22 protein-coding genes are annotated in these 20,816 nt (G+C 49.7%); 17 read left to right on the forward strand and 5 right to left on the reverse strand.

What is annotated here, in order from left to right; genetic code table 11:
* Window positions 1-1,221 (forward strand): peptide antibiotic transporter SbmA, encoded by a 1,221-nt coding sequence (gene sbmA, locus OGY09_RS23350; protein WP_008783897.1) that lies wholly within the window; start codon window positions 1-3, stop codon window positions 1,219-1,221.
* A 14-nt stretch (window positions 1,222-1,235) separates the two neighbouring features.
* Window positions 1,236-2,339, forward strand: coding sequence for a DUF1615 domain-containing protein (locus OGY09_RS23355; RefSeq protein ID WP_275399121.1), 1,104 nt, complete (start codon window positions 1,236-1,238; stop codon window positions 2,337-2,339).
* Here the strand turns inward: OGY09_RS23355 and OGY09_RS23360 are convergent.
* On the reverse strand, window positions 2,324-2,647 hold the full coding sequence (locus OGY09_RS23360) for a DUF2755 family protein (protein WP_032942507.1): 324 nt from the start codon (window positions 2,645-2,647) through the stop codon (window positions 2,324-2,326). The genes OGY09_RS23355 and OGY09_RS23360 overlap by 16 nt on opposite strands.
* Before the next feature lie 264 nt (window positions 2,648-2,911).
* Here OGY09_RS23360 and OGY09_RS23365 point away from each other — a divergent pair, with 264 nt between their 5' ends.
* Window positions 2,912-3,130, forward strand: a complete 219-nt coding sequence (locus OGY09_RS23365; RefSeq protein ID WP_003830949.1) for a DUF2754 domain-containing protein — start codon at window positions 2,912-2,914, stop codon at window positions 3,128-3,130.
* 23 nt (window positions 3,131-3,153) lie between these two features.
* Here OGY09_RS23365 and ddlA read toward each other — a convergent pair whose 3' ends face one another.
* Window positions 3,154-4,248 carry a D-alanine--D-alanine ligase gene (gene ddlA, locus OGY09_RS23370; RefSeq protein ID WP_032944316.1) on the reverse strand — a complete coding sequence of 365 codons (1,095 nt, stop codon included), beginning with the start codon at window positions 4,246-4,248 and terminating at the stop codon, window positions 3,154-3,156.
* A 301-nt stretch (window positions 4,249-4,549) separates the two neighbouring features.
* Between ddlA and OGY09_RS23375 the strand changes: the two genes are divergently transcribed.
* The 5 genes from OGY09_RS23375 to adrA all read left to right on the forward strand — a co-directional run bounded on the left by OGY09_RS23375 (window position 4,550) and on the right by adrA (window position 9,382).
* The gene (locus OGY09_RS23375) at window positions 4,550-5,746 is read left to right on the forward strand and encodes a multidrug efflux MFS transporter (protein WP_032942508.1); all 1,197 of its coding nucleotides are present in this window, start codon (window positions 4,550-4,552) and stop codon (window positions 5,744-5,746) included.
* Between the two features lie 248 nt (window positions 5,747-5,994).
* Complete coding sequence (locus tag OGY09_RS23380) at window positions 5,995-6,237, forward strand: sigma-S stabilization anti-adapter protein IraP (RefSeq protein WP_032942509.1); 243 nt, start codon at window positions 5,995-5,997, stop codon at window positions 6,235-6,237.
* A 104-nt stretch (window positions 6,238-6,341) separates the two neighbouring features.
* Window positions 6,342-7,757, forward strand: a complete 1,416-nt coding sequence (gene phoA / locus OGY09_RS23385) for an alkaline phosphatase (RefSeq protein ID WP_008783904.1) — start codon at window positions 6,342-6,344, stop codon at window positions 7,755-7,757.
* Between the two features lie 97 nt (window positions 7,758-7,854).
* Complete coding sequence (psiF, locus tag OGY09_RS23390) at window positions 7,855-8,175, forward strand: phosphate starvation-inducible protein PsiF (RefSeq protein ID WP_032942510.1); 321 nt, start codon at window positions 7,855-7,857, stop codon at window positions 8,173-8,175.
* A gap of 91 nt (window positions 8,176-8,266) precedes the next feature.
* Window positions 8,267-9,382: a diguanylate cyclase AdrA gene (gene adrA / locus OGY09_RS23395; RefSeq protein WP_095533161.1), complete on the forward strand. Its 1,116-nt coding sequence runs from the start codon at window positions 8,267-8,269 to the stop codon at window positions 9,380-9,382.
* A 17-nt stretch (window positions 9,383-9,399) separates the two neighbouring features.
* Here the strand turns inward: adrA and proC are convergent, their stop codons facing one another.
* Complete coding sequence (gene proC, locus OGY09_RS23400) at window positions 9,400-10,209, reverse strand: pyrroline-5-carboxylate reductase (protein WP_032942512.1); 810 nt, start codon at window positions 10,207-10,209, stop codon at window positions 9,400-9,402.
* A gap of 273 nt (window positions 10,210-10,482) precedes the next feature.
* Here proC and OGY09_RS23405 point away from each other — a divergent pair, with 273 nt between their 5' ends.
* The 5 genes from OGY09_RS23405 to ppnP all read left to right on the forward strand — a co-directional run bounded on the left by OGY09_RS23405 (window position 10,483) and on the right by ppnP (window position 13,168).
* On the forward strand, window positions 10,483-10,938 hold the full coding sequence (locus tag OGY09_RS23405) for a YaiI/YqxD family protein (RefSeq protein WP_008783909.1): 456 nt from the start codon (window positions 10,483-10,485) through the stop codon (window positions 10,936-10,938).
* 186 nt (window positions 10,939-11,124) lie between these two features.
* Entirely contained in the window at window positions 11,125-11,670 is a 546-nt protein-coding gene (aroL, locus tag OGY09_RS23410) for a shikimate kinase AroL (RefSeq protein WP_032942513.1), read from the forward strand.
* 26 nt (window positions 11,671-11,696) lie between these two features.
* On the forward strand, window positions 11,697-11,888 hold the full coding sequence (gene yaiA, locus OGY09_RS23415; RefSeq protein ID WP_003021472.1) for a protein YaiA: 192 nt from the start codon (window positions 11,697-11,699) through the stop codon (window positions 11,886-11,888).
* Between the two features lie 246 nt (window positions 11,889-12,134).
* Window positions 12,135-12,812, forward strand: a complete 678-nt coding sequence (locus OGY09_RS23420; RefSeq protein ID WP_003830963.1) for an AroM family protein — start codon at window positions 12,135-12,137, stop codon at window positions 12,810-12,812.
* 71 nt (window positions 12,813-12,883) lie between these two features.
* A complete protein-coding gene (gene ppnP, locus OGY09_RS23425; RefSeq protein WP_003021477.1) occupies window positions 12,884-13,168 on the forward strand; it encodes a pyrimidine/purine nucleoside phosphorylase in 285 nt (94 codons plus the stop codon).
* Window positions 13,169-13,218: 50 nt separating this feature from the next.
* On the opposite strand, the gene rdgC is transcribed toward ppnP, so the two are convergent.
* Window positions 13,219-14,130: a recombination-associated protein RdgC gene (gene rdgC, locus OGY09_RS23430; RefSeq protein ID WP_003021479.1), complete on the reverse strand. Its 912-nt coding sequence runs from the start codon at window positions 14,128-14,130 to the stop codon at window positions 13,219-13,221.
* 91 nt (window positions 14,131-14,221) lie between these two features.
* On the opposite strand from rdgC, the gene mak reads away from it, so the two are divergent.
* Window positions 14,222-15,130, forward strand: a complete 909-nt coding sequence (gene mak / locus OGY09_RS23435) for a fructokinase (RefSeq protein WP_032942514.1) — start codon at window positions 14,222-14,224, stop codon at window positions 15,128-15,130.
* A 27-nt stretch (window positions 15,131-15,157) separates the two neighbouring features.
* Here mak and araJ read toward each other — a convergent pair whose 3' ends face one another.
* A complete protein-coding gene (araJ, locus tag OGY09_RS23440) occupies window positions 15,158-16,330 on the reverse strand; it encodes an MFS transporter AraJ (RefSeq protein ID WP_032942515.1) in 1,173 nt (390 codons plus the stop codon).
* 551 nt (window positions 16,331-16,881) lie between these two features.
* On the opposite strand from araJ, the gene OGY09_RS23445 reads away from it, so the two are divergent.
* The 3 genes from OGY09_RS23445 (at window position 16,882) to OGY09_RS23455 (ending at window position 20,814) form a co-directional block, all read left to right on the forward strand.
* A complete protein-coding gene (locus tag OGY09_RS23445; RefSeq protein WP_008783915.1) occupies window positions 16,882-17,439 on the forward strand; it encodes a fimbrial protein in 558 nt (185 codons plus the stop codon).
* A 100-nt stretch (window positions 17,440-17,539) separates the two neighbouring features.
* Window positions 17,540-18,262: a fimbrial biogenesis chaperone gene (locus OGY09_RS23450; protein ID WP_241033096.1), complete on the forward strand. Its 723-nt coding sequence runs from the start codon at window positions 17,540-17,542 to the stop codon at window positions 18,260-18,262.
* Window positions 18,263-18,288: 26 nt separating this feature from the next.
* A complete protein-coding gene (locus OGY09_RS23455; protein ID WP_032942516.1) occupies window positions 18,289-20,814 on the forward strand; it encodes a fimbria/pilus outer membrane usher protein in 2,526 nt (841 codons plus the stop codon).
* Window positions 20,815-20,816: the final 2 nt, after the last annotated feature.

Raw genomic sequence — 20,816 nt, forward strand, 5'->3', positions numbered from 1 at the left:
ATGTTTAAGTCTTTTTTCCCAAAGCCGGGGCCGTTCTTTATTTCGGCATTTATTTGGGCACTCGTCGCCGTTGTATTCTGGCAAGCAGGTGGAGGAGCCTGGGTTGCACATATTACCGGCGCGTCGGGAGACGTACCTATTAGCGCAGCGCGTTTCTGGTCGTTGGATTACCTGATTTTTTATGCGTACTACATTCTTTGTGTCGGGGTGTTCGCGCTGTTCTGGTTTCTCTACAGTCCACATCGCTGGCAGTACTGGTCTATTCTGGGCACATCGCTGATTATTTTTGTGACCTGGTTTCTGGTTGAAGTCGGCGTCGCCGTCAACGCCTGGTATGCGCCATTTTATGACCTGATTCAAACTGCGCTCAGCGCACCACACAAGGTGAAGATTGAGCAGTTCTATCATGAAGTGGGCATTTTTCTCGGTATTGCGCTGATAGCCGTAGTCATTGGCGTGATGAACAACTTCTTCGTCAGCCACTATGTGTTCCGCTGGCGTACCGCGATGAACGAACACTATATGGCGCACTGGCAGCATTTGCGTCACATCGAAGGCGCAGCACAGCGTGTACAGGAAGACACCATGCGTTTTGCTTCTACGCTGGAAGATATGGGCGTCAGCTTTATCAACGCGATTATGACGCTGATTGCCTTCCTGCCTGTACTGGTTACGCTCTCTGCCCATGTTCCTGACCTGCCGATTGTTGGACATGTGCCTTATGGCCTGGTGATTGCCGCGATTGTCTGGTCGCTGATGGGAACCGGTTTACTGGCCGTGGTCGGGATAAAACTTCCCGGGCTGGAGTTTAAAAACCAGCGCGTGGAAGCGGCCTATCGTAAAGAATTGGTCTATGGCGAAGATGATGGCAACCGTGCGACGCCACCGACGGTGCGTGAACTGTTCCATGCGGTACGGCAAAACTACTTCCGTCTCTATTTTCACTATATGTACTTCAATATTGCCCGTATTCTTTACCTGCAGGTTGATAACGTTTTCGGCTTGTTCCTGCTGTTTCCGTCAATTGTTGCCGGTACGATTACGCTCGGCCTGATGACGCAAATCACTAACGTGTTTGGCCAGGTGCGCGGCTCGTTCCAGTATCTGATTAACTCCTGGACAACGTTAGTAGAACTGATGTCTATTTATAAGCGTCTGCGCAGCTTTGAACGCGAGCTTGATGGTCAGGAAATTCAGGAAGTTACCCATACTCTTAGTTAACAAAAGGAGATGTTATGTCGACGGTTTCCCGTCTTTACCCCTTGTCTGGTCTGGCAGCACTGGTGCTGGTGGGATGTAGTAGTCAACCCGCGCAGCCGCTAAAAAAGGGGGAGAAAGCCGTCGATGTGGCGAGCGTGGTGCGCCAGAAAATGCCCGCCAGCGTGAAAGACCGGGACGCGTGGGCGCAGGATTTGGCAAAGACCTTTGAAAGCCAGAAGCTGGCACCGACGGTTGAAAACATCTGTTCGGTGCTGGCGGTAGCGCAGCAGGAGTCAAACTTCCAGGCCGATCCGGCTGTTCCTGGTTTAAGCAAAATCGCCTGGAAAGAGATTGACCGTCGCGCAGAACGCATGCATATCCCGCTGTTTGTCGTGCATACCGCGCTAAAGATTAACTCGCCAACGGGGAAAAGCTACAGCGAGCGTCTGGATACGGTGAAGACGGAAAAACAGCTTAGCGCCATCTTTGATGATTTCATCAACATGGTGCCGATGGGGCAGACATTGATCGGATCGCTTAATCCGGTACATACCGGTGGTCCAATGCAGGTCAGTATCGCGTTTGCTGAGCAGCACACCAGCGGGTATCCGTGGAAAATGGCGGGGACGGTACGTCAGGAAGTGTTTAGCCGCCGTGGTGGGTTATGGTTCGGTACGTATCATCTGCTCAACTACCCGGCGAATTACAGTGCGCCAATCTTCCGCTTCGCCGATTTTAATGCCGGATGGTATGCGAGCCGCAATGCAGCTTTCCAGAATGCGGTCAGTAAAGCCAGCGGAGTGAAGCTGGCGATGGACGGGGATTTGATTCTCTATGGCAGCAGTGAGCCGGGCAAAACGGAGCTGGCGGTACGTAAACTGGCCGGGAAGCTAGGGATGAGCGAGAGTGAGATCCGCCGTCAACTGCAAAAAGGTGACAGCCTGGCCTTTGAAAAAACCGCATTGTACGAAAAGGTTTATATGCTGGCGGAAGCGAAGACCGGGAAAACGTTACCCCGTGAAATGCTGCCGGGCATTCAACTGGAAAGCCCGAAGATCACGCGTAATCTGACTACTGCGTGGTTTGCTAAACGGGTGGACGATCGTCGGGCGAAGTGTATGAATCAGTCATCTTTATGATGACGGTGACGCCAGCGCATGACCGCCGCTATGACGCCAAGAATCAGGCTTCCGGCCAGGAAGGGGATCAGTCCAAAGAGGGTACCGACGCCTAAACCGATTTCAACCCGCGGGCGTCCTGTCTCCTGCATTTGCAGCTGCATCAGTTCTTCATAGATGCCGGGCGCGTGGGCCAACAGATTTAAAATCTGTGCACCCGCCCAGAAGCAAAACAGCACAAATACGGCATACGCAATGTTGCCGGGCAGGGAGGAGGGATCCCGATGCTTGCCCTTAAACAGGGATTTTGAGAGCGTAAAATCAGCCATAAAGACCTCCGGAAATAACCTGCTTTTTTTGACGTAATGCCTGGAACTGAGAGTGAGTCTGACAGGTGATCGGCAATGTCAATATCAGAATGATGGTAATTTCAGGTAGAGATTATTCCTGGATTTCGGTTTTTTGTTGGCGGTCACAATTATGTAACCTTAAGTTAAACTGAGTTACATTTAAGAAATTCCGCACAGGCCACAGACGCCCTCGGGGAAATGTGCGAGGATGCCTTACTGTGTTGTATTTCCACCGGAGCTGTTATGAACCTGCCTGTAAAAATCCGCCGAGACTGGCACTACTATGCCTTCGCTATTGGGCTTATCTTTATTCTGAATGGCGTGGTGGGGTTATTAGGTTTTGAAGCGCAGGGATGGCAAACTTATGCGGTGGGGCTGGTGACCTGGGTGATTAGCTTTTGGCTGGCCGGATTAATCATCCGTCGCCGCGTTGAAGATGATGAAGCAAAGGATGCCCAATAGCTCTATCAGGCATCCTGACGGGTTTACATACTGGTTTTCAGCGCGCTATCCGCAGCATGGCGTTCCAGCGCCAGTTCGATCAGGCGAGTGATCAAATCGGTATAGCCTAAACCGCTCGCCTGCCACAGCTTCGGATACATACTGATGTTGGTAAAGCCAGGCAGAGTGTTGATCTCATTGATCACAACGTCGTTTTCAGCAGTTAAGAAGACGTCCACGCGCGCCATGCCGGCACAGCCCAGAGTCTGGTAGGCCTGAATGGCGATTTCGCGGATCTTATCGTTAATCTCTGGCGCAATTGCTGCCGGAACGACAACTTTGGCACCGTTATCGTCAATGTATTTAGTGTCGTAAGCGTAAAAATCGCTGTTCAGCACGATCTCGCCACAGGTACTGGCCTGCGGATGATCGTTGCCCAGTACCGCGCATTCGATCTCGCGGCCTTTGATCCCTTGCTCCACAACGACTTTATGATCGAATTCAAATGCCAGCGCGACGGCCTGATCGTATTGGGCTTCGCTGGTTACTTTACTGACGCCAACGGACGATCCCTGGTTGGCCGGTTTTACAAACAGCGGCAGACCCAGGCGGGATTCCACTTCACTAAAGCTGATGCTGTTGCGATTCGCGCGAGTGAGCGTAATAAATGGCGCGATGTTTAACCCGGCATCACGCAGCAGACGTTTGGTCACGTCTTTATCCATACAGGCAGCAGAACCCAGCACATCAGAACCGACAAACGGCAGGTTCGCCACGCGCAGCATGCCCTGCAGAGAGCCATCTTCACCCAAAGTACCGTGTACGATTGGGAAAATAACATCGACCGTCGGCAGCGGTTGACCGTTTTGTGCATCGATCAACTGGTGCTCTTGTTTACCCGGTACCTGCGCCAGGCTGGTCTCAGAAGGTCGCAACGCAATATGCGCCGGATCGTTTGAATTGAGCAGATAGTTACTGGCATCGCTGACGTGCCATTGCCCTTGTTTATCAATACCTAACAGCACAACGTCAAAGCGAGTCTTGTCGATGGCATCGACAATATTTTTTGCCGATTGCAATGACACTTCATGTTCCGCTGATTTACCACCAAATACGATTCCTACCCGCAACTTTGCCATCTTAAAAACCCATTCCATGAATGCAAAGCACATACATTACCACGACAAAACGCAGGTTTCCTCGGCTTCTGGCAGATTGTTTTGGCGAATGACAGGGGATTAGAAGGGGACATACACGCAGATCGCGCGGGAAGCACAATCCCCTGTTTATATTATGGGTTTGATGTGAGCTATATCACAAATATGATGAGCGGGAAGATAAAATCCTAAACTGTGATTTATCGCACCTGTAGACCCTTATTCGGCTAAGTAATTTGTTAAGCTGCTCGCAGTTTTCAGCTACTTATCGTTATGAGTCCTTATGGAATCCTGGAGAGTTAACCTTATTTCCGTTTGGTTCGGGTGCTTTTTTACCGGACTGGCGATTAGCCAAATCTTGCCTTTTTTACCACTCTATATCTCCCAACTGGGCGTGACCTCGCATGAAGCGCTATCAATGTGGTCCGGATTAACGTTCAGCGTCACCTTCCTGATTTCAGCCATTGTTTCTCCGATGTGGGGCAGTCTGGCCGACCGCAAAGGACGCAAGCTGATGCTGCTGCGGGCCTCACTGGGGATGGCCATTGCGATTTTGCTACAGGCATTTGCCACTAACGTCTGGCAGCTTTTTCTGCTGCGCGGGGTGATGGGGTTAACCTCCGGCTATATTCCTAATGCGATGGCGCTGGTTGCGTCCCAGGTTCCACGCGAGCGCAGCGGCTGGGCGCTGAGTACGCTCTCTACGGCGCAAATTAGCGGCGTCATTGGCGGACCGCTGATGGGAGGCTTTATCGCCGATCATGTTGGCTTACGAGCGGTATTCTGTATTACCGCCGCCTTGCTGGTGGTGAGTTTTCTGGTCACACTGTTCTTGATCAAAGAGGGCGTTCGCCCGACGATTAAAAAAAGCGAACGTCTGAGTGGGAAGGCCGTGTTTGCCTCGCTTTCGCATCCAGCGTTGGTGATCAGCCTGTTTTTTACCACCATGGTGATTCAACTGTGTAACGGCTCAATTGGGCCTATTCTGGCGCTGTTTATTAAATCAATGGTCCCGGACAGTTCGAATATTGCTTTTCTCAGTGGGCTGATAGCCTCAGTACCGGGCATTTCTGCTCTGATTTCCGCGCCCCGACTTGGTAAATTAGGCGACCGTATTGGTACTGAGCGGATTTTAATGGCGACGTTAATCTTCGCGGTGGTGCTGTTTTTCGCCATGTCGTGGGTCACCACGCCGTTGCAGTTGGGAATTCTACGTTTTCTGCTCGGCTTTGCTGATGGTGCGATGTTGCCGGCGGTGCAGACGCTGCTGGTGAAATACTCCAGCGACCAGATAACCGGGCGCATCTTTGGCTATAACCAGTCATTTATGTATCTTGGCAACGTCGCTGGGCCATTGATGGGGGCAACAGTTTCGGCAATGGCGGGGTTCCGTTGGGTGTTCATTGCTACAGCAAGCATTGTGCTTATCAATATCTGGCAACTGGCTATTGCGTTGCGACGTCGGCGCGGGGTTCGTTGAGTTCCTGATTAACAACGCTGCTTGTCAGCGTTGTTAATCCATAACTGTGTATTATATATTTGTGTGATTATTACTTTTCTTACCTTTTTATATTGTATCATTCTGCATCCAGACGCATTTGCCCTTATTTTGTGTTGTGATTGTTTTCGCAAATCGTTTTATTCCTTATAAAAATACAACTTTCATCCTCTAGGCAGTCGTGAGCCTTAATGATAACGTGGCCCATATTTTGTTAAGGGAATAGGCAAATGAAAAACCTCGTCACTGAGTTGTTACTTAAGCTCGCGCAAAAAGAAGAAGAGTCGCAAGAACTGGCGGCACAGGTCGAAACGTTAGAGCGGGTAATCATTGAAATGCTGCGCAATATGACGTGGAACGATCGGCAAATATTTATTCGTCAAATTGAGGGGGTGCTGGCTGGCGGAAACTGCATGCCCGCGTTTCTGACGAACATACATAATGCTGGCGAGTGCGTACCAAAAGCGTTGTGATCCATCTGTGGTGGGGTAACCACAAGTTATCATAAAAGTGTCACATCAAATACTTATAGTCGCTTTGTTTTAATTTTACCGTATTTATACATGGAGAATATAAAGTGAAACAAAGCGCTCTGGCTATTGCCCTGTTACCTTTGCTGTTTACCCCGGTTATTAATGCAGAAACATCTACTGTAGCGGTTATGGATAATCGTGCCGCTCAGGGAGATATCACCACGCCGGGTGGCGCTCGCCGATTGTCTGCCGATCAAACGGCGGCTCTGCGCGAATCCCTGAACGATAAACCAGCCAAAAATATTATTTTGCTGATTGGCGATGGGATGGGCGATTCCGAAATAACGGCAGCGCGAAATTATGCTGAAGGCGCGGGCGGCTTTTTTAAAGGTATTGATGCTTTACCGTTGACCGGACAATACACACATTATGCGTTGGATAAGAAAACGGGCAAGCCCGATTATGTGACAGATTCAGCAGCATCTGCGACAGCATGGACAACCGGCGTGAAGACCTATAATGGGGCACTGGGTGTGGATATTCATGAAAAAGATCACACCACGATTCTGGAAATGGCCAAAGCGGCAGGTCTGGCGACAGGCAACGTTTCCACGGCTGAATTACAGGATGCCACGCCGGCCGCACTGGTTGCCCATGTCACTTCGCGTAAATGCTATGGCCCGAGCGTGACGGCTGAAAAATGCCCGACGAACGCGCTGGAAAAAGGCGGTAAAGGGTCAATTACCGAACAATTATTGAATGCTCGTGCGGATGTTACGTTAGGCGGCGGGGCAAAGACTTTTACTGAAACCGCTACGGCAGGTGAGTGGCAGGGTAAAACGCTGCGAGAACAAGCCCAGGCCCGTGGTTACCAGATGGTGAGTGATGCCGCGACGCTGGCGGCTGTTAGCGAAGCGAATCAGGATAAACCGCTGTTGGGTCTGTTCTCAGACGGTAATATGCCAGTGCGTTGGGAAGGGCCGAAAGCGTCTTATCACGGCAACCTGGATAAGCCGGTAGTGACCTGTACGCCAAATCCAAAACGTAACGACAGCGTGCCAACGCTGGCGCAGATGACGGATAAAGCGATTGAGCTGTTAAGCAAAAATGAGAAAGGTTTCTTCCTGCAAGTAGAAGGCGCGTCGATCGATAAACAAGATCACGCCGCTAACCCGTGTGGACAAATTGGTGAAACGGTCGATCTGGATGAAGCAGTGCAGCGTGCACTTGCCTTTGCGAAGAAAGATGGCAACACCCTGGTTGTGGTAACCGCTGACCACGCGCATGCCAGCCAGATCGTCGCACCGGATACCAAAGCGCCAGGTTTGACGCAGGCGCTGAACACTAAAGATGGCGCGGTGATGGTCATTAGCTATGGCAACTCTGAAGAAGAGTCCCAGGAGCACACCGGCAGCCAACTGCGTATTGCAGCCTATGGCCCTCATGCGGCGAATGTGGTTGGCCTGACCGATCAAACCGATCTGTTTTACACCATGAAAGCGGCGTTAGGACTGAAATAAGCTGATACCCGGCGGCAATACTTTTGCCGTCGGGTGGTTTTTTTATCGTTAGCAGCCAAACTTACCTGTGTGTCGTCGTTCAGAAAAGGATGGTGCTATGAAAATTACATTATTAATGACGTTACTTTTTGGTCTGATTTTTTTAACTACCGTCGGTGCTGCCGAGAAGACGTTAACCCCGCAACAACAGCGTATGACCACCTGCAATCAGCAGGCCACGGCGCAGACCTTAAAAGGGGATGAGCGTAAGACCTACATGAGTGATTGCCTGAAAAACAGTAAATCTGCGCCTGAGGAAAAGAGCCTGACGCCGCAGCAGCAGAAAATGCGTGAATGCAACGTCAAGGCGACGGAGCAGTCTCTGAAAGGCGATGATCGTAATAAGTTTATGAGCGCTTGCCTGAAAAAATCTGCTTAGCACTTCCGGGTGAGCAGGTAAAATCGCTCACCCGAAATATCATACTTCCGCCACCAGACCCCTTCCTATAATTTGGGAAATTTGTTTCAGAATATTCCCAAATACGATGAATGATGAAAACTTTTATCAAAAGAAGGTCGTCCCGAATGAAGCATTTATATTGCTTCATCAAAATGACCACCAACGTTCCGGTCTGCGATTTGCCCGACGAATCAGGCTGCCGCGAGCGGTGGGACTGGGGGGAATGTTTTTCCCTATCGCGTCGGTATTAGTTTCTCAGCCAATAACCGGAGGCTGGTGGCTTTTGCTGGTGGGATGGGCGTTTGTCTGGCCGCATCTGGCATGGCAATTGGCAAGTAAAGCTATCGATCCACTGCATAGCGAATATACCAACCTAAAAGCCGATGCCATTCTCGCCGGGATGTGGATGGGGATTATGGGGATAAACTTGCTGCCATCCACGGCGCTGTTGATGATTATCTGTATCAACCTGATGGGCGCAGGGGGTATGCGTGTCTTCATCGCAGGCGCCGTGTTGATGGTGGTTTCCTGCCTGGTGACGTTACAGTTAACGGATATTCCCGTGGCTTTTAGCAGTACGCAACTGAGTGTGCTGTTGTCGCTGCCGGTGTTAGTGGTTTACCCGTTGCTGTTTGCCTGGGTGAGTTACCAGACGCTCATCAGGCTGGCAGAACATAAACGTCGCTTACAGGTTATGAGCACGCGAGATGGGATGACCGGGGTTTATAACCGACGTCATTGGGAACTGTTGCTGCGGAATGAATTTGATAATTGCCGCCGCCATCAGCGTGATGCCACGCTCCTTATCATCGATATCGACCATTTTAAGAGTATCAATGATACCTGGGGCCATGACGTCGGGGATCAGGCCATTGTTGCACTGACCCGCCAGTTACAGATGACCTTACGCGGTAGCGATGTGATTGGTCGCTTTGGCGGTGATGAGTTTGCGGTAATCATGTGTGGCACGTCAGCGAGCAGCGCGATTGCAGCGATGTCTCGTGTTCACGAACGGCTTACCCAACTGCGTTTATCCTGCGCGCCGCAGGTTGACCTGCGCATTAGCGTGGGCGTTGCGCCGCTGACGTCTGAAACTGAACACTATCGAGAATGGTTAAAATCAGCAGATATGGCTCTCTACAAAGCAAAGAATTCCGGACGTAACCGCACTGAAGCGGCGGCCTGACGTCCGGCGGTGTTAACTCAGGAGCGGCTGAGTTTTTCCGACTGCTCCATGCACTTAATCATCGCTTCAATCACCGATGAACGGAAACCGCGTTCTTCCAGGACGCGTACCGCCTCAATGGTGGTTCCACCTGGCGAGCACACCATATCCTTCAATTCGCCAGGATGTTTACCCGTTTCCAGAACCATCTTCGCCGAACCCATTACCGCTTGTGCTGCAAATTTATAAGCCTGTGCGCGGGGCATCCCCCCCTGAACGGCGGCATCAGCCATCGCTTCGATAAACATAAATACATAGGCTGGTGCTGAACCGCTGACGCCAACGACCGGATGAATCATTGCCTCCGCAATGACTTCTGCTTCACCAAAGCAGCGGAAGATATTCAGCACGTCGGCTGTTTCTTCTGGCGTGACTAAGGCGTTCGGCGTGACGGAGGTCATTCCGGCGTTCACCAGCGACGGCGTGTTTGGCATCGCGCGAATGATTTTACGGTCGTGACCCAGGGCACGGGCCAGCTGATCGAGAGTGACGCCTGCGGCAATCGAGACGACCAGGGAATCTTTGTTCAGGCTGGAGGTAATTTCACTCAGCACCTTAATCATGATGCCTGGTTTTACGGCCCCAAAAATAATATCAGCGATTTGCGCGACTTCTTGTGCAGACTGCGCCGCATTAATGCCGTACTGGTCGTGTAGCGCGGCGACCTTATCGGGGGAAGGGGTGTAGACCCAGATTTGTCCGGGGAGAACCTGACCGCTGGCGATCATGCCGCCAAGAATGGCTTTGCCCATATTACCGCAGCCGATAAAACCAATTTTCTTGTCCATCTTGTCACTCCCTATGGATGATATTCATTGTTTTATACCCGTCATACTTCAAGTTGCATGTGTGTTGGCTGCGTTCGCTCACCCGAATCACTTACCAGAGTAAGCTCATCGGGACTCACTCTCTTGCCGCTTGCCTGCAACCCGATTTATTTAGGGTAAATCTGGGAAAGCTAAGCTTAGCGCGGAATGAATATGTTCAGAAGGAGAAACAGCACTTTGCCTGAAAGTAAAAGCACGCGACAATGTGCGACAGCACACCAGTGGGGAGAAGTTATGACAATATGGGTGGATGCCGATGCGTGTCCGAATGTGATTAAAGACATTTTGTACCGCGCCTCTGAGCGCATGCAAATGCCGCTTGTTTTGGTGGCCAACCAAAGCCTGCGCGTCCCGCCTTCGCGTTTCATCAGCACATTACGTGTGCCTGCGGGCTTTGACGTGGCTGATAACGAGATTGTGCGTCAATGCAGCGCCGGTGATTTAGTGATAACGGCAGATATTCCGCTGGCGGCTGAAGTGATTGAAAAAGGTGCGGCGGCGCTTAACCCGCGCGGCGAACGCTATACCGAAGCCACGATCCGCGAGCGTCTGATGATGCGTGATTTTATGGATACACTGCGAGCCAGCGGTATCCAGACCGGGGGGCCGGACAGTCTTTCGCCCCGCGACAGACAGCATTTTGCGGCTGAACTGGATAAGTGGTGGCTGGAAGTTCAGCGTAGAAAATAGAGTGTGTAATTTATTATTTACACTTTATTCATTGTGAATTCTTGTTATAGTAGGGGTTAACTCATCTCGCCATTCTTTCTGTAATTTTTTCTTTACGGTTTTGGCGATGTACTAGTTTGATGATATGATTATATTTTTAACCGCATCAGATCCCGCTTGTTGGCGGCTCTCTGGGGAAATTCTGTGATGACGCAACCTCTTTTTCTTGTTGGCCCCCGGGGGTGTGGTAAGACGACAACCGGTATGGCGCTGGCAAAGGCTATTGATTTCCAGTTCGTTGATACCGATCGCTGGTTGCAATCGCACGTGCAAATGACCGTGGCGGAAATCGTCGAAAGAGAAGGATGGGAAGGGTTTCGTGCCCAGGAAACGACCGCTCTGCAGGCTGTTACAGCTCCTGCCACGGTTGTTGCGACCGGCGGCGGTATCATTCTTACCGAATTTAATCGTCATTACATGCGCAGCCACGGCGTGGTTATCTATCTAAGCGCACCGGTATCGGTACTGGTTGATCGTCTGGAGGCCACGCCTGAAGAAGGATTACGACCGACTCTAACCGGCAAACCGTTGACCGAAGAGGTTCAGGAAGTGCTCGCCCAGCGCGATGTTTTGTATCGTGAGGCTGCGCACTATATCGTTGATGCCACCAATCCGCCTTCGCAGGTAGTGGAAGACATTCTTGGGATACTGGCGCAGGCAGCGCCATGGTTGCAGGGCGGTGTCTATACTTAATGTTCATCCAGTGAAAAGGAAGAACTATGCCGACACAACCACCTTACCCACGTCAAGCGACCATTGTTACGGTTGAAAAAGGGACGCCAGGCCAGACGGTAACCTGGTATCAACTTCGTGCTGATCACCCTAAACCGAATTCGTTGATCAGTGAGCATCCTTCAGCTCAGGAAGCGATGGATGCTAAAAAACGCTACGAAGACCCCGATAAAACCTGATATGAAGACCGCTCTGGCACGAGTCTTAAAAGTGCCAGTCCGGGCGTGCATCACATTATTTTAAATTTCGCCGTATACAGTAAAAATTGAAAATTAAACAATAACAATCCAGTACTGGAATGATCTGGAATCTTTACACAATACACCGCCGATCTACTGCTACGCTTTTGAGCATTTGTAGCACAGGTCAGCGCCCGGCACTTATCCGGGATTTCACAGCAAAGTAAGAAGACGGTGGAGCAACAAATGAGTACGTCGTTGGCTATCCTCACGATTGGCGTTGTGCCGATGTGTGAGATGTTACCGCTCCTGACGGAATATATTGATGAACAGCACATTACTCACCACAGTCTGCTGGGGCAGATGCAGCGAGAAGATGTGATGGCTGAGTACGGAGCTTCACCCGGTGACGAGCTGTTATTAACGCTGCTTAGCGACCACCAACTTGCTCATGTCTCACGTCAAAAAGTGGAACGCTCGCTGCAAAGCATTGTGGAGGTTCTCGATAATCAGGGATTTGATGTGATCCTGCTGATGAGTACCGCCTCAATTACCCGTCTGACCGCCCGCAATAGTATCTTGTTGGAACCTATACGCATTATTCCCCCGTTAGTGGCTTCGATTGTCGAAGGGCATCAGGTTGGGGTCATTGTACCTGTTGCTGAATTGCTCAAAGCCCAGACACAAAAGTGGCAGGTGTTACAAACTCCGCCAGTGTACGCCGTGGCGAATCCAGTAGAAGGTTCTGAACAACAGCTGATTGATGCCGGGAAATATCTCCTTGAGCAAGGTGCTGATGTTCTTATGCTGGACTGCCTGGGGTTTCATCAACGTCATCGTGATTTACTGCAAAAGTCGCTGGATGTCCCGGTTCTGCTGTCCAATGTGTTGATTGCCCGACTGGCTTCGGAATTGCTGGCGTAATTTTGCGTGACAGGTGGAACGTCAGCCCCCTATATTGGTTCCTAACTTAATCACGAGATAGGGCCAGTTGTATGCTTCAAAGTAATGAATACTTTTCCGGCAAAGTAAAATCGATCGGTTTTACCAGCAGCAGTACTGGCCGCGCCAGTGTAGGCGTGATGGCTGAAGGTGAATATACCTTTGGTACTGCGGCACCTGAAGAGATGACGGTAGTTAGTGGCGCACTGAACGTGCTGCTGCCAGGGGAAACCGAGTGGAAAGTGTATGCCGCAGGAGACGTGTTTAACGTACCGGGCAACAGCGAGTTTCATCTGCAGGTAGCAGAGCCAACATCCTATCTTTGCCGTTACCTGTAAGCGTAAAAATGACGAATGGCGATATTGAGTCGCCATTCGCTAAACACGGCTTAACGTTGCGCTTCGCCGCCTAATCCTTCCACCAGACTTTTAATCAGCGCCGCCAGTTCGCCTGTCATCAGGATGAAATCGGCATCAAAACGCTGAGCATAATCTTCGCGGTCGATATCTTCATTCTGATCGCGCAGCTCGTCGCTGAACTTCAGGCGCTTAATGGAGCCGTCGTCACACATAACGAACTGAATGCGCTGCTGCCAGTCGAGGGCCAGCTTAGTGACCAGTTTGCCCGCTTCGATATGCACGGCGATTTCGTCGCAGACCAGATCCTGTTTTTTCGCGCGGATCACACCGCCGTCTTCAAGGATCGCTTTCAGTTCAGCTTCATCCAGCAGTTGGAAGCCCTGCGCCGTGGTGCCGGAGCGAACCCATTCAGTCAGCGTCAGCTCAATAGGGTTTTCCATCGTCAGCGGAACGACCGGCAGCGAACCGAGACTCTTACGCAGCAGCGCCAGCGTATCTTCGGCTTTTTTCGCGCTCGCACAATCAACCATGATCAGATCGTTGACGGTATCGATCCACATCATTGTCTGGCTGAAGCGGCTAAAGGCGCGCGGCAGCAATGAGTGCAGAACTTCATCTTTCAGCGAGTCTTTTTCGGTCTTCTTAAGTTTGCGACCTTGCTCAGCTTCCAGTTTGAATATTTTGGCTTCCAGCGCCTGTTTGATAACCGGCGACGGCAGAATTTTTTCTTCTTTGCGGGCGCAGATAATAATTTGGCCATTGGCGGTATGCGTTAATGCATCGCTGTGCGATCCCATCGGCGGAACCCAGCCCATTTTTGCCATATCTTGGCTACCGCAAGGGGTGAACGTCATTGATGCCAGCTGTTTTTCCATCTCTTCGGCTCGCAAAGAAACATCGCGGCTAAGACGGTAAACCATTAAATTTTTGAACCACAGCATGATAATTTCCACGGCCTTGTCGTTAAATCCAGCGGGCATGATAGCGAATTGTCGCTATGCTTGCATTGTTAATCGGGAAGAGGAGCAAACAGTGCGTATAGGTATCGATTTGGGCGGTACGAAAACGGAAGTTATTGCGCTTGGCGATGCGGGCGAACAGCTTTTTCGCCATCGCCTGCCCACGCCGCGTGATGATTATCGGCAAACGATAGAAACCATTGCCACGCTGGTGGAGATGGCGGAAAACGCCACCGGTCAGACGGGAACCGTGGGAATGGGCATTCCAGGTTCAATCTCGCCCTACACCGGGGTGGTGAAGAATGCCAACTCGACCTGGCTTAACGGACAACCTTTTGACAAAGACCTGAGTTCGCGTCTGAATCGTGAAGTGCGGTTGGCAAATGATGCCAACTGTCTGGCGGTTTCAGAAGCGGTGGATGGTGCGGCGGCCGGGGCGCAAACCGTGTTTGCAGTGATTATCGGCACTGGATGTGGCGCAGGCGTGGCAATGAATGGTCGGGTGCACACGGGCGGTAACGGTACCGCGGGCGAGTGGGGGCATAATCCGCTGCCATGGATGGACGAAGATGAGCTGTGTTTCCGACAGGAAGTCCCCTGTTATTGCGGTAAACAAGGCTGCATTGAAACCTTCATTTCCGGGACCGGCTTTGCCACCGACTACCAGCGTCTGAGCGGTAAGCAGCTCAAAGGCAATGAAATTATCAGTCTTGTTACTGCGCAGGATGCTCTTGCGGAGCAGGCGTTGAGCCGCTATGAGCGTCGTCTGGCGAAATCACTGGCACATGTGGTGAATATTCTCGATCCGGACGTCATTGTGCTGGGGGGCGGAATGAGCAATGTCGACCGACTGTATCAAAACGTTCCGACGTTGATTAAGCAGTTTGTCTTTGGCGGCGAATGCGAAACGCCTCTACGCAAGGCGCTACACGGGGATTCCAGCGGTGTACGCGGTGCGGCCTGGCTGTGGCCGCAGGAGTAAGGTTCGCGTAGCCGGGTAGCGCAGATGCTATCCGGCAGCGTGTGTCATCTGGGGTACTGCGCGCTTCAGGCGACCGTACAGCAACAGTGACGACATCGCAGAAAACGACAGCAGTGCCGCCGGCAGCGTCACGTAGTTGTAGGCAAAGCCCAGCGTCAGCATCATGCCACCGCTGTAGGCGCCAATCGCGCTGCCGAGGTTAAAGGCAATTTGCCCGCCAGCCGCACCCAGCAGCTCCCCTCCTTTAGCATTTTGCAGCAATAAAATTTGCAGCGGTGCCGACAGGGCGAACAGGCCCGCGCAGCAAATAAAGGCGAAGGTCAGCGACGCGGCTTTGATCCCGCCAAAGGCAAAGAGCAACAGCAGAGCCAGCACAATCACGAAGTCGGTTATCACCGCAATGCGCAGCGGCGTATAGCGACCAGACAGCCGACCGCTCAGCAGATTTCCCAACACCATTCCTAATCCTACCAGCATCATGATGAAGGTCATCAGCGCTTCGGAAAAGCCGGAGATGAACATCATGTATGGTTTGACATAGCTGAACCAGGCGAAAACCCCGGCGTTACCAAACATGGTGGCGGAGAAAATGAGCCACGGGGCGGGGCTTTTCAAAAAGTGAAATTGTTCGCGCAGGTTTCCTTTTGCTTCATCGCTGATGTTAGGTACCCAAAAAGCGACCGAGACCATCACGGCGATATTAAAGACGGCAATCAGCAGGAACGTATAGCGCCAGCTAAATTCCTGACTCAGCCAGGTGCCGACGGGAATGCCAACCAAATTGGCAACGGTCATACCCGAAATCATGCCCGCGACAGCGGCGGTGACTTTTCCCGGGCGGGCGAGCTTCGACAGGATAATTGCGCCAACGCCAAAAAACGCGCCGTGCGGGAAGCCTGAAACCAGCCTGCCTACCGCCAGCATAAAATACGAGGAGGAGAGGGTGAAAATGGCGTTGCCAATCACACACAGCGTGACCAGAAACAGCAGAATATGCTTGAGCGAAAAGCGGCTGGAAAAGAGTGCAATAATGGGCGCGCCAAGCACCACGCCAAAGGCGTAAAACGAAATCATATGGCCAGCGGCAGGAATGGAGATTCCCACGTCCCGCGCCAATTCGGTGAGTACACCCATGATGCCAAACTCGGCCATGCCCAGCCCAAACGTCCCCAGGGCTAAAGAGAAAATGACTTTTTTCATACCACCTGTCATACACAGCAACAACAGCTAAGTAGGGCTAATGCTATCATATTTGTGAAGTCTGAACGAACGATTGCAATTATTCTTGAAAGCAATTATTTGCATGTTAGATGCCGATAACATACGGACTCGGAATTGTAGTCTTTTCAATATATAAAATACACTAAAATAATGTTTTATTGATGGGCGGTTTCTGGTTGGGAATGGATTATTGTATTCACAGCGTATATGAATCGATAGTGATTTATTTTTTATATATAAAGCACATAGCTATAAATTATTTAAATATTGTTTTTGTTTTATCGGTTAGCTTATTATAAATTGCTGTTTTGTAATGATATTATTTTTTTTGTCTTTGTGCTGTTGATGAAATAAAAATCATATTATATTATATATGCCGACCACAATATTCATTGGGTTAGAACGCATAAGATTCTATCTTTCGGACCTCTTCTGAGGACTGTTTGGGATTTTTATATGCAAAAGTCTTTGGCGGAAATTTCAGAGGCAGCATTCGAAAGATAATAAAATTTATTATAGGGAAATTTCACATGAAAAAGAAAGTACTCCTTTCTGCCTCTTTGTTGCTTGTTGCGGCTATCAATGTTGTGCATGCGGCAGACTTAACTGATGACCAGGGCACCGTCACTTTTACCGGTACTATTATTAACCCACCTTGCCAGGTTGATACAGACAGCGAAGATGTTCAGGTACCCTTTACCCCGCTGGGGACAAACGCCTTTGCTGGTATTGGCGAAGAAGCGTCTCAGGTTCAGCCATTTGCAATTAAATTGACTAAGTGCCCGGCAAATACTGTGGTAAACCTGACCTTTGCAGGTGATACCGCAACGGAAAATACGCAGCTGAAAGCGCTTACTGGCGGCGTTGATACCGGTGTTGGTATTGTGGTTTATGGCGCTGATGCCAGCAATGATAAAGTCGTTTTTAACGACGAAGCGAACTCTGCTTTTGCTCAAACGACCGGGGCAAGCGAAGAAAATGACCTGACGTTTAACTTCACATCAAAAGTTGTGGCAACCGTTGATCCGGCGAGTATCAAAGGCGGCGAGTTTGCTGCAACCACAACCTATACCATTTACTATCCATAAGGGACGTAGAGTGGGTGTGACGTAAGTTCAGACAGGATATGCCATAGGATAATCAGGGTATGTCCTGTAATTCTTTTCGAGATTTAGCCATAAGGGATGAATGATGAATCTCAACATTTCTGGTTTGCTGTTTTCAGCAATACTAATTCTTTTTCAAAACACTGCTTCGGCGGGGGTGCAAATTAGTAATACGCGTATTATTTATCCTGGAGATGTGGATGAAGTTCAGGCAACAGTAAAAAATACGGGTAATGGAAATCAGCTTGTTCAGGCATGGGTTGATAACTTCGATAAGAATGATAAAAGTAAGCCTCCTCTTATTATTACTCCTCCGTTATTTAAACTTATTGGCGGACAGACAAATATCCTGCATTTTATCTCAGTCGATAAAAATGGCATCCTGACAAAAGATCGTGAACAAATTTTTTGGGCTAATATCAAGTCTATCGAAGCGACGCCTAAAGTGTTAGTACAACAAAGTAAGCTACAATTGGCTACCCGCAGTCGTATTAAGCTGATATGGCGACCAAAGGGATTAAATAAAAGCGACGCGCAAGAAGCATACAAAAGCCTGGTATTTTCGGTTTCAGGTGGACGTTTGGCTGTGGATAACCCGACGGCATACTATATTTCTTTGCATAATATGACCGTTGACGGCAAAGAGGTAAAGCCGCCGAAAGATACGCTTTCTGCTGTGTCTATGATGATTTCACCCTATTCAAAAATGATCTATTCCCTACCGGGTGGGAACGCTAAGTCTGTTCGGTGGAGCGCAATTGACGACTACGGTAATGCCACTTCCGAACAGGAAAAGTCACTTTAAATTCGGCGGATAAGGATATCCACAATATGCGGCCTATCAATAATTATCATGAAATTCTCTCATTGAAATTATCAGCTATTGCCGCCGCATTGATGTTGTGTAGTCCGTTTTGTATCGCTGAATCACAAGTTGCTGATGATGAGTTTAATATTGATGCGCTACGTTTTGATTCCCCAATAGACAGCGCAGAGGCGATCCGTACTTTTTTAGACGATAATGCACTTGCACCAGGCGTCTACCTCAGTTCTGTTTATTTTAATAATCATTTTGTTGAAAAAAAGAATGTGACGTATGTGCTTAATGAAGCCCATACCGCACTCATTCCCGTGTTAAAAAAATCAGAACTGGCCGCCTATGGCGTCAATGTCAGCAAAATGCCATTGATGAAAACGATGTCTGATGACGCCACGGTTGATGATATCGGACGTTACATTGAAGAGGCTTCCTGGACTTTCTCCACTCAGCAACAACGGCTGGATATTCGTGTTCCGCAAGTTGCAGTTAATCAGGAAGTGCAAGGGTATATCGACCCTGATAATTGGGATGATGGAATACCTGCTGCACTGTTGGGTTATTACTATAGCGGCTCTAAAACACACTACAGCTCTCAGGGCTCGTCGACACAAAATTACCTAAGTTTAAACAGTGGACTGAATTTAGGGCCGTGGCGCATACGAAACAATGGAAATTACCAAAGCGGAGATGGTTGGGAAAACATTTCGACGTATATTCAGCGGGATATAAAGCGCCTGCGTAGCCAACTGACGCTCGGCGATAGCTCTACAGCGGGAGATATTTTTGACAGCCTTCCGATTCGTGGTATTCGTCTGCAAACAGATACCGCTATGCTGCCCTATAGCCAACAAGGGTTTGCGCCGGTGATCCGGGGGATTGCGAAAAGCGATGCTAAGGTGACCATTAAGCAAAATGGCTACACTCTCTATCAAACCTATGTCAGCGCAGGGGCGTTTGAAATTACGGATATACCGCAGGTATCTTCCGGCAGTGATTTCGATATAACAATCACGGAGGCTGATGGGAGTGAGCGTAGCTTCGTTCAGACGTCGTCTTCTTTACCTATCATGCAGCGACAGGGGGCATTGCAATATAGCGTTGCCGCCGGGCATTACCAAAATAATGATACATCAGAGGATCCTAATCTGGTCGAAGCGCAACTTATCTATGGGTTGCCTTATGGTTTTACCGTGTATAGCGGCGTGTTGGGCAGTGATTTTTATCGTTCCGCGGCATTAGGTTTTGGTATTGATCTTCATGATTTTGGCGCGTTTTCGTTTGATGCCACAACGGCCAGAAGCGAAGTGGCTGATAACGTCTGGCAGGGGATGTCTTATCGTGCCCAGTATGCGAAGAATATCGATACGACCAACACCAATCTTACGCTTGCGAGTTATCGTTACTCTACCCGTAATTTTTATACGTTTACGGAAACGTTAAATAACCGAACTAACGATATTGATGACGACAGTTTTTATGCTTATCGCAATACCAATAACCGTCGTAGCCGCTTTCAGGTAAATATCAGCCAGAGCCTGAATGAGCTAGGTTCTTTCTATATCTCCGGTTATCAGCAAGATTACTGGGGACTGGCGGGATATGAGCGCACGATATCTGTCGGTTATAACCAGAACTGGGAACGGATCCGATTTATGCTCAACTATTCGTTGACGCAAACGCCAACCTCACATCGTGATGAGCAGGTTTCATTTACTGTCAGTATTCCCTTAGATAAATGGTTACCCAGTGCCTGGGCGAATTATACTTATACAGATAACCGTCATCGTAGTCAGCAACATCTGATTGGGATCAGTGGTACTGCATTGCAGGATGATAACCTCAATTATAATCTCCAGCAGTCCTGGGGGAATAATGGAATGGGGGAGAACGGAAGTATGAATGCCACCTGGCAAGGCTCATTTGGCTCTGTTTCTGGTGGGTACAATTATGACAACAACAGCAGGCAAGTGAATTATAAGTTACAAGGTGGGATTATCGGCCATGCTGGCGGGATTACCTTAGCACAGTCGCTACCTGAAACGGTGACCTTAGTCGATGCCGACGATGAACCTGATATTAAAGTAGAAAACAGTACCGGTGTATATACTGATTCCTATGGCTACGCCGTTATTCCATATGCCTCACCCTATCGAACGAATAACATTATATTGAATACAGCGAGTAACCCTCAGGTTGATATCGCGGAACCCGTCAAACAGGTAATTCCTTCGCGTGGTGCGGTCACACTGGCAACATTTTCTGCACGCACCGGTATACGTGTTTTGTTATCGCTACAACATAATGGAAATAACGTTCCTTTCGGCGCGCTTGCGGCATTGGCAGGAGAAAACGAAAAAAATTATGCCAGTATCGTGGGTGATAACGGACAGGTTTATTTAACCGGTGTATCGGCAGGCGATCGCGTTATGGTGAAGTGGGGTGAGAAAGCGACACAGCAGTGTACCGCGCAGATTGCTATTCCTGCCGATGAACTTACCAACAAAGCCGTTGCTATATTAGCGGCAGAGTGTAAATAAAG

It is taken from the genome of Citrobacter sp. Cpo071 (assembly GCF_030332765.1).
Taxonomy (GTDB): domain Bacteria; phylum Pseudomonadota; class Gammaproteobacteria; order Enterobacterales; family Enterobacteriaceae; genus Citrobacter; species Citrobacter portucalensis.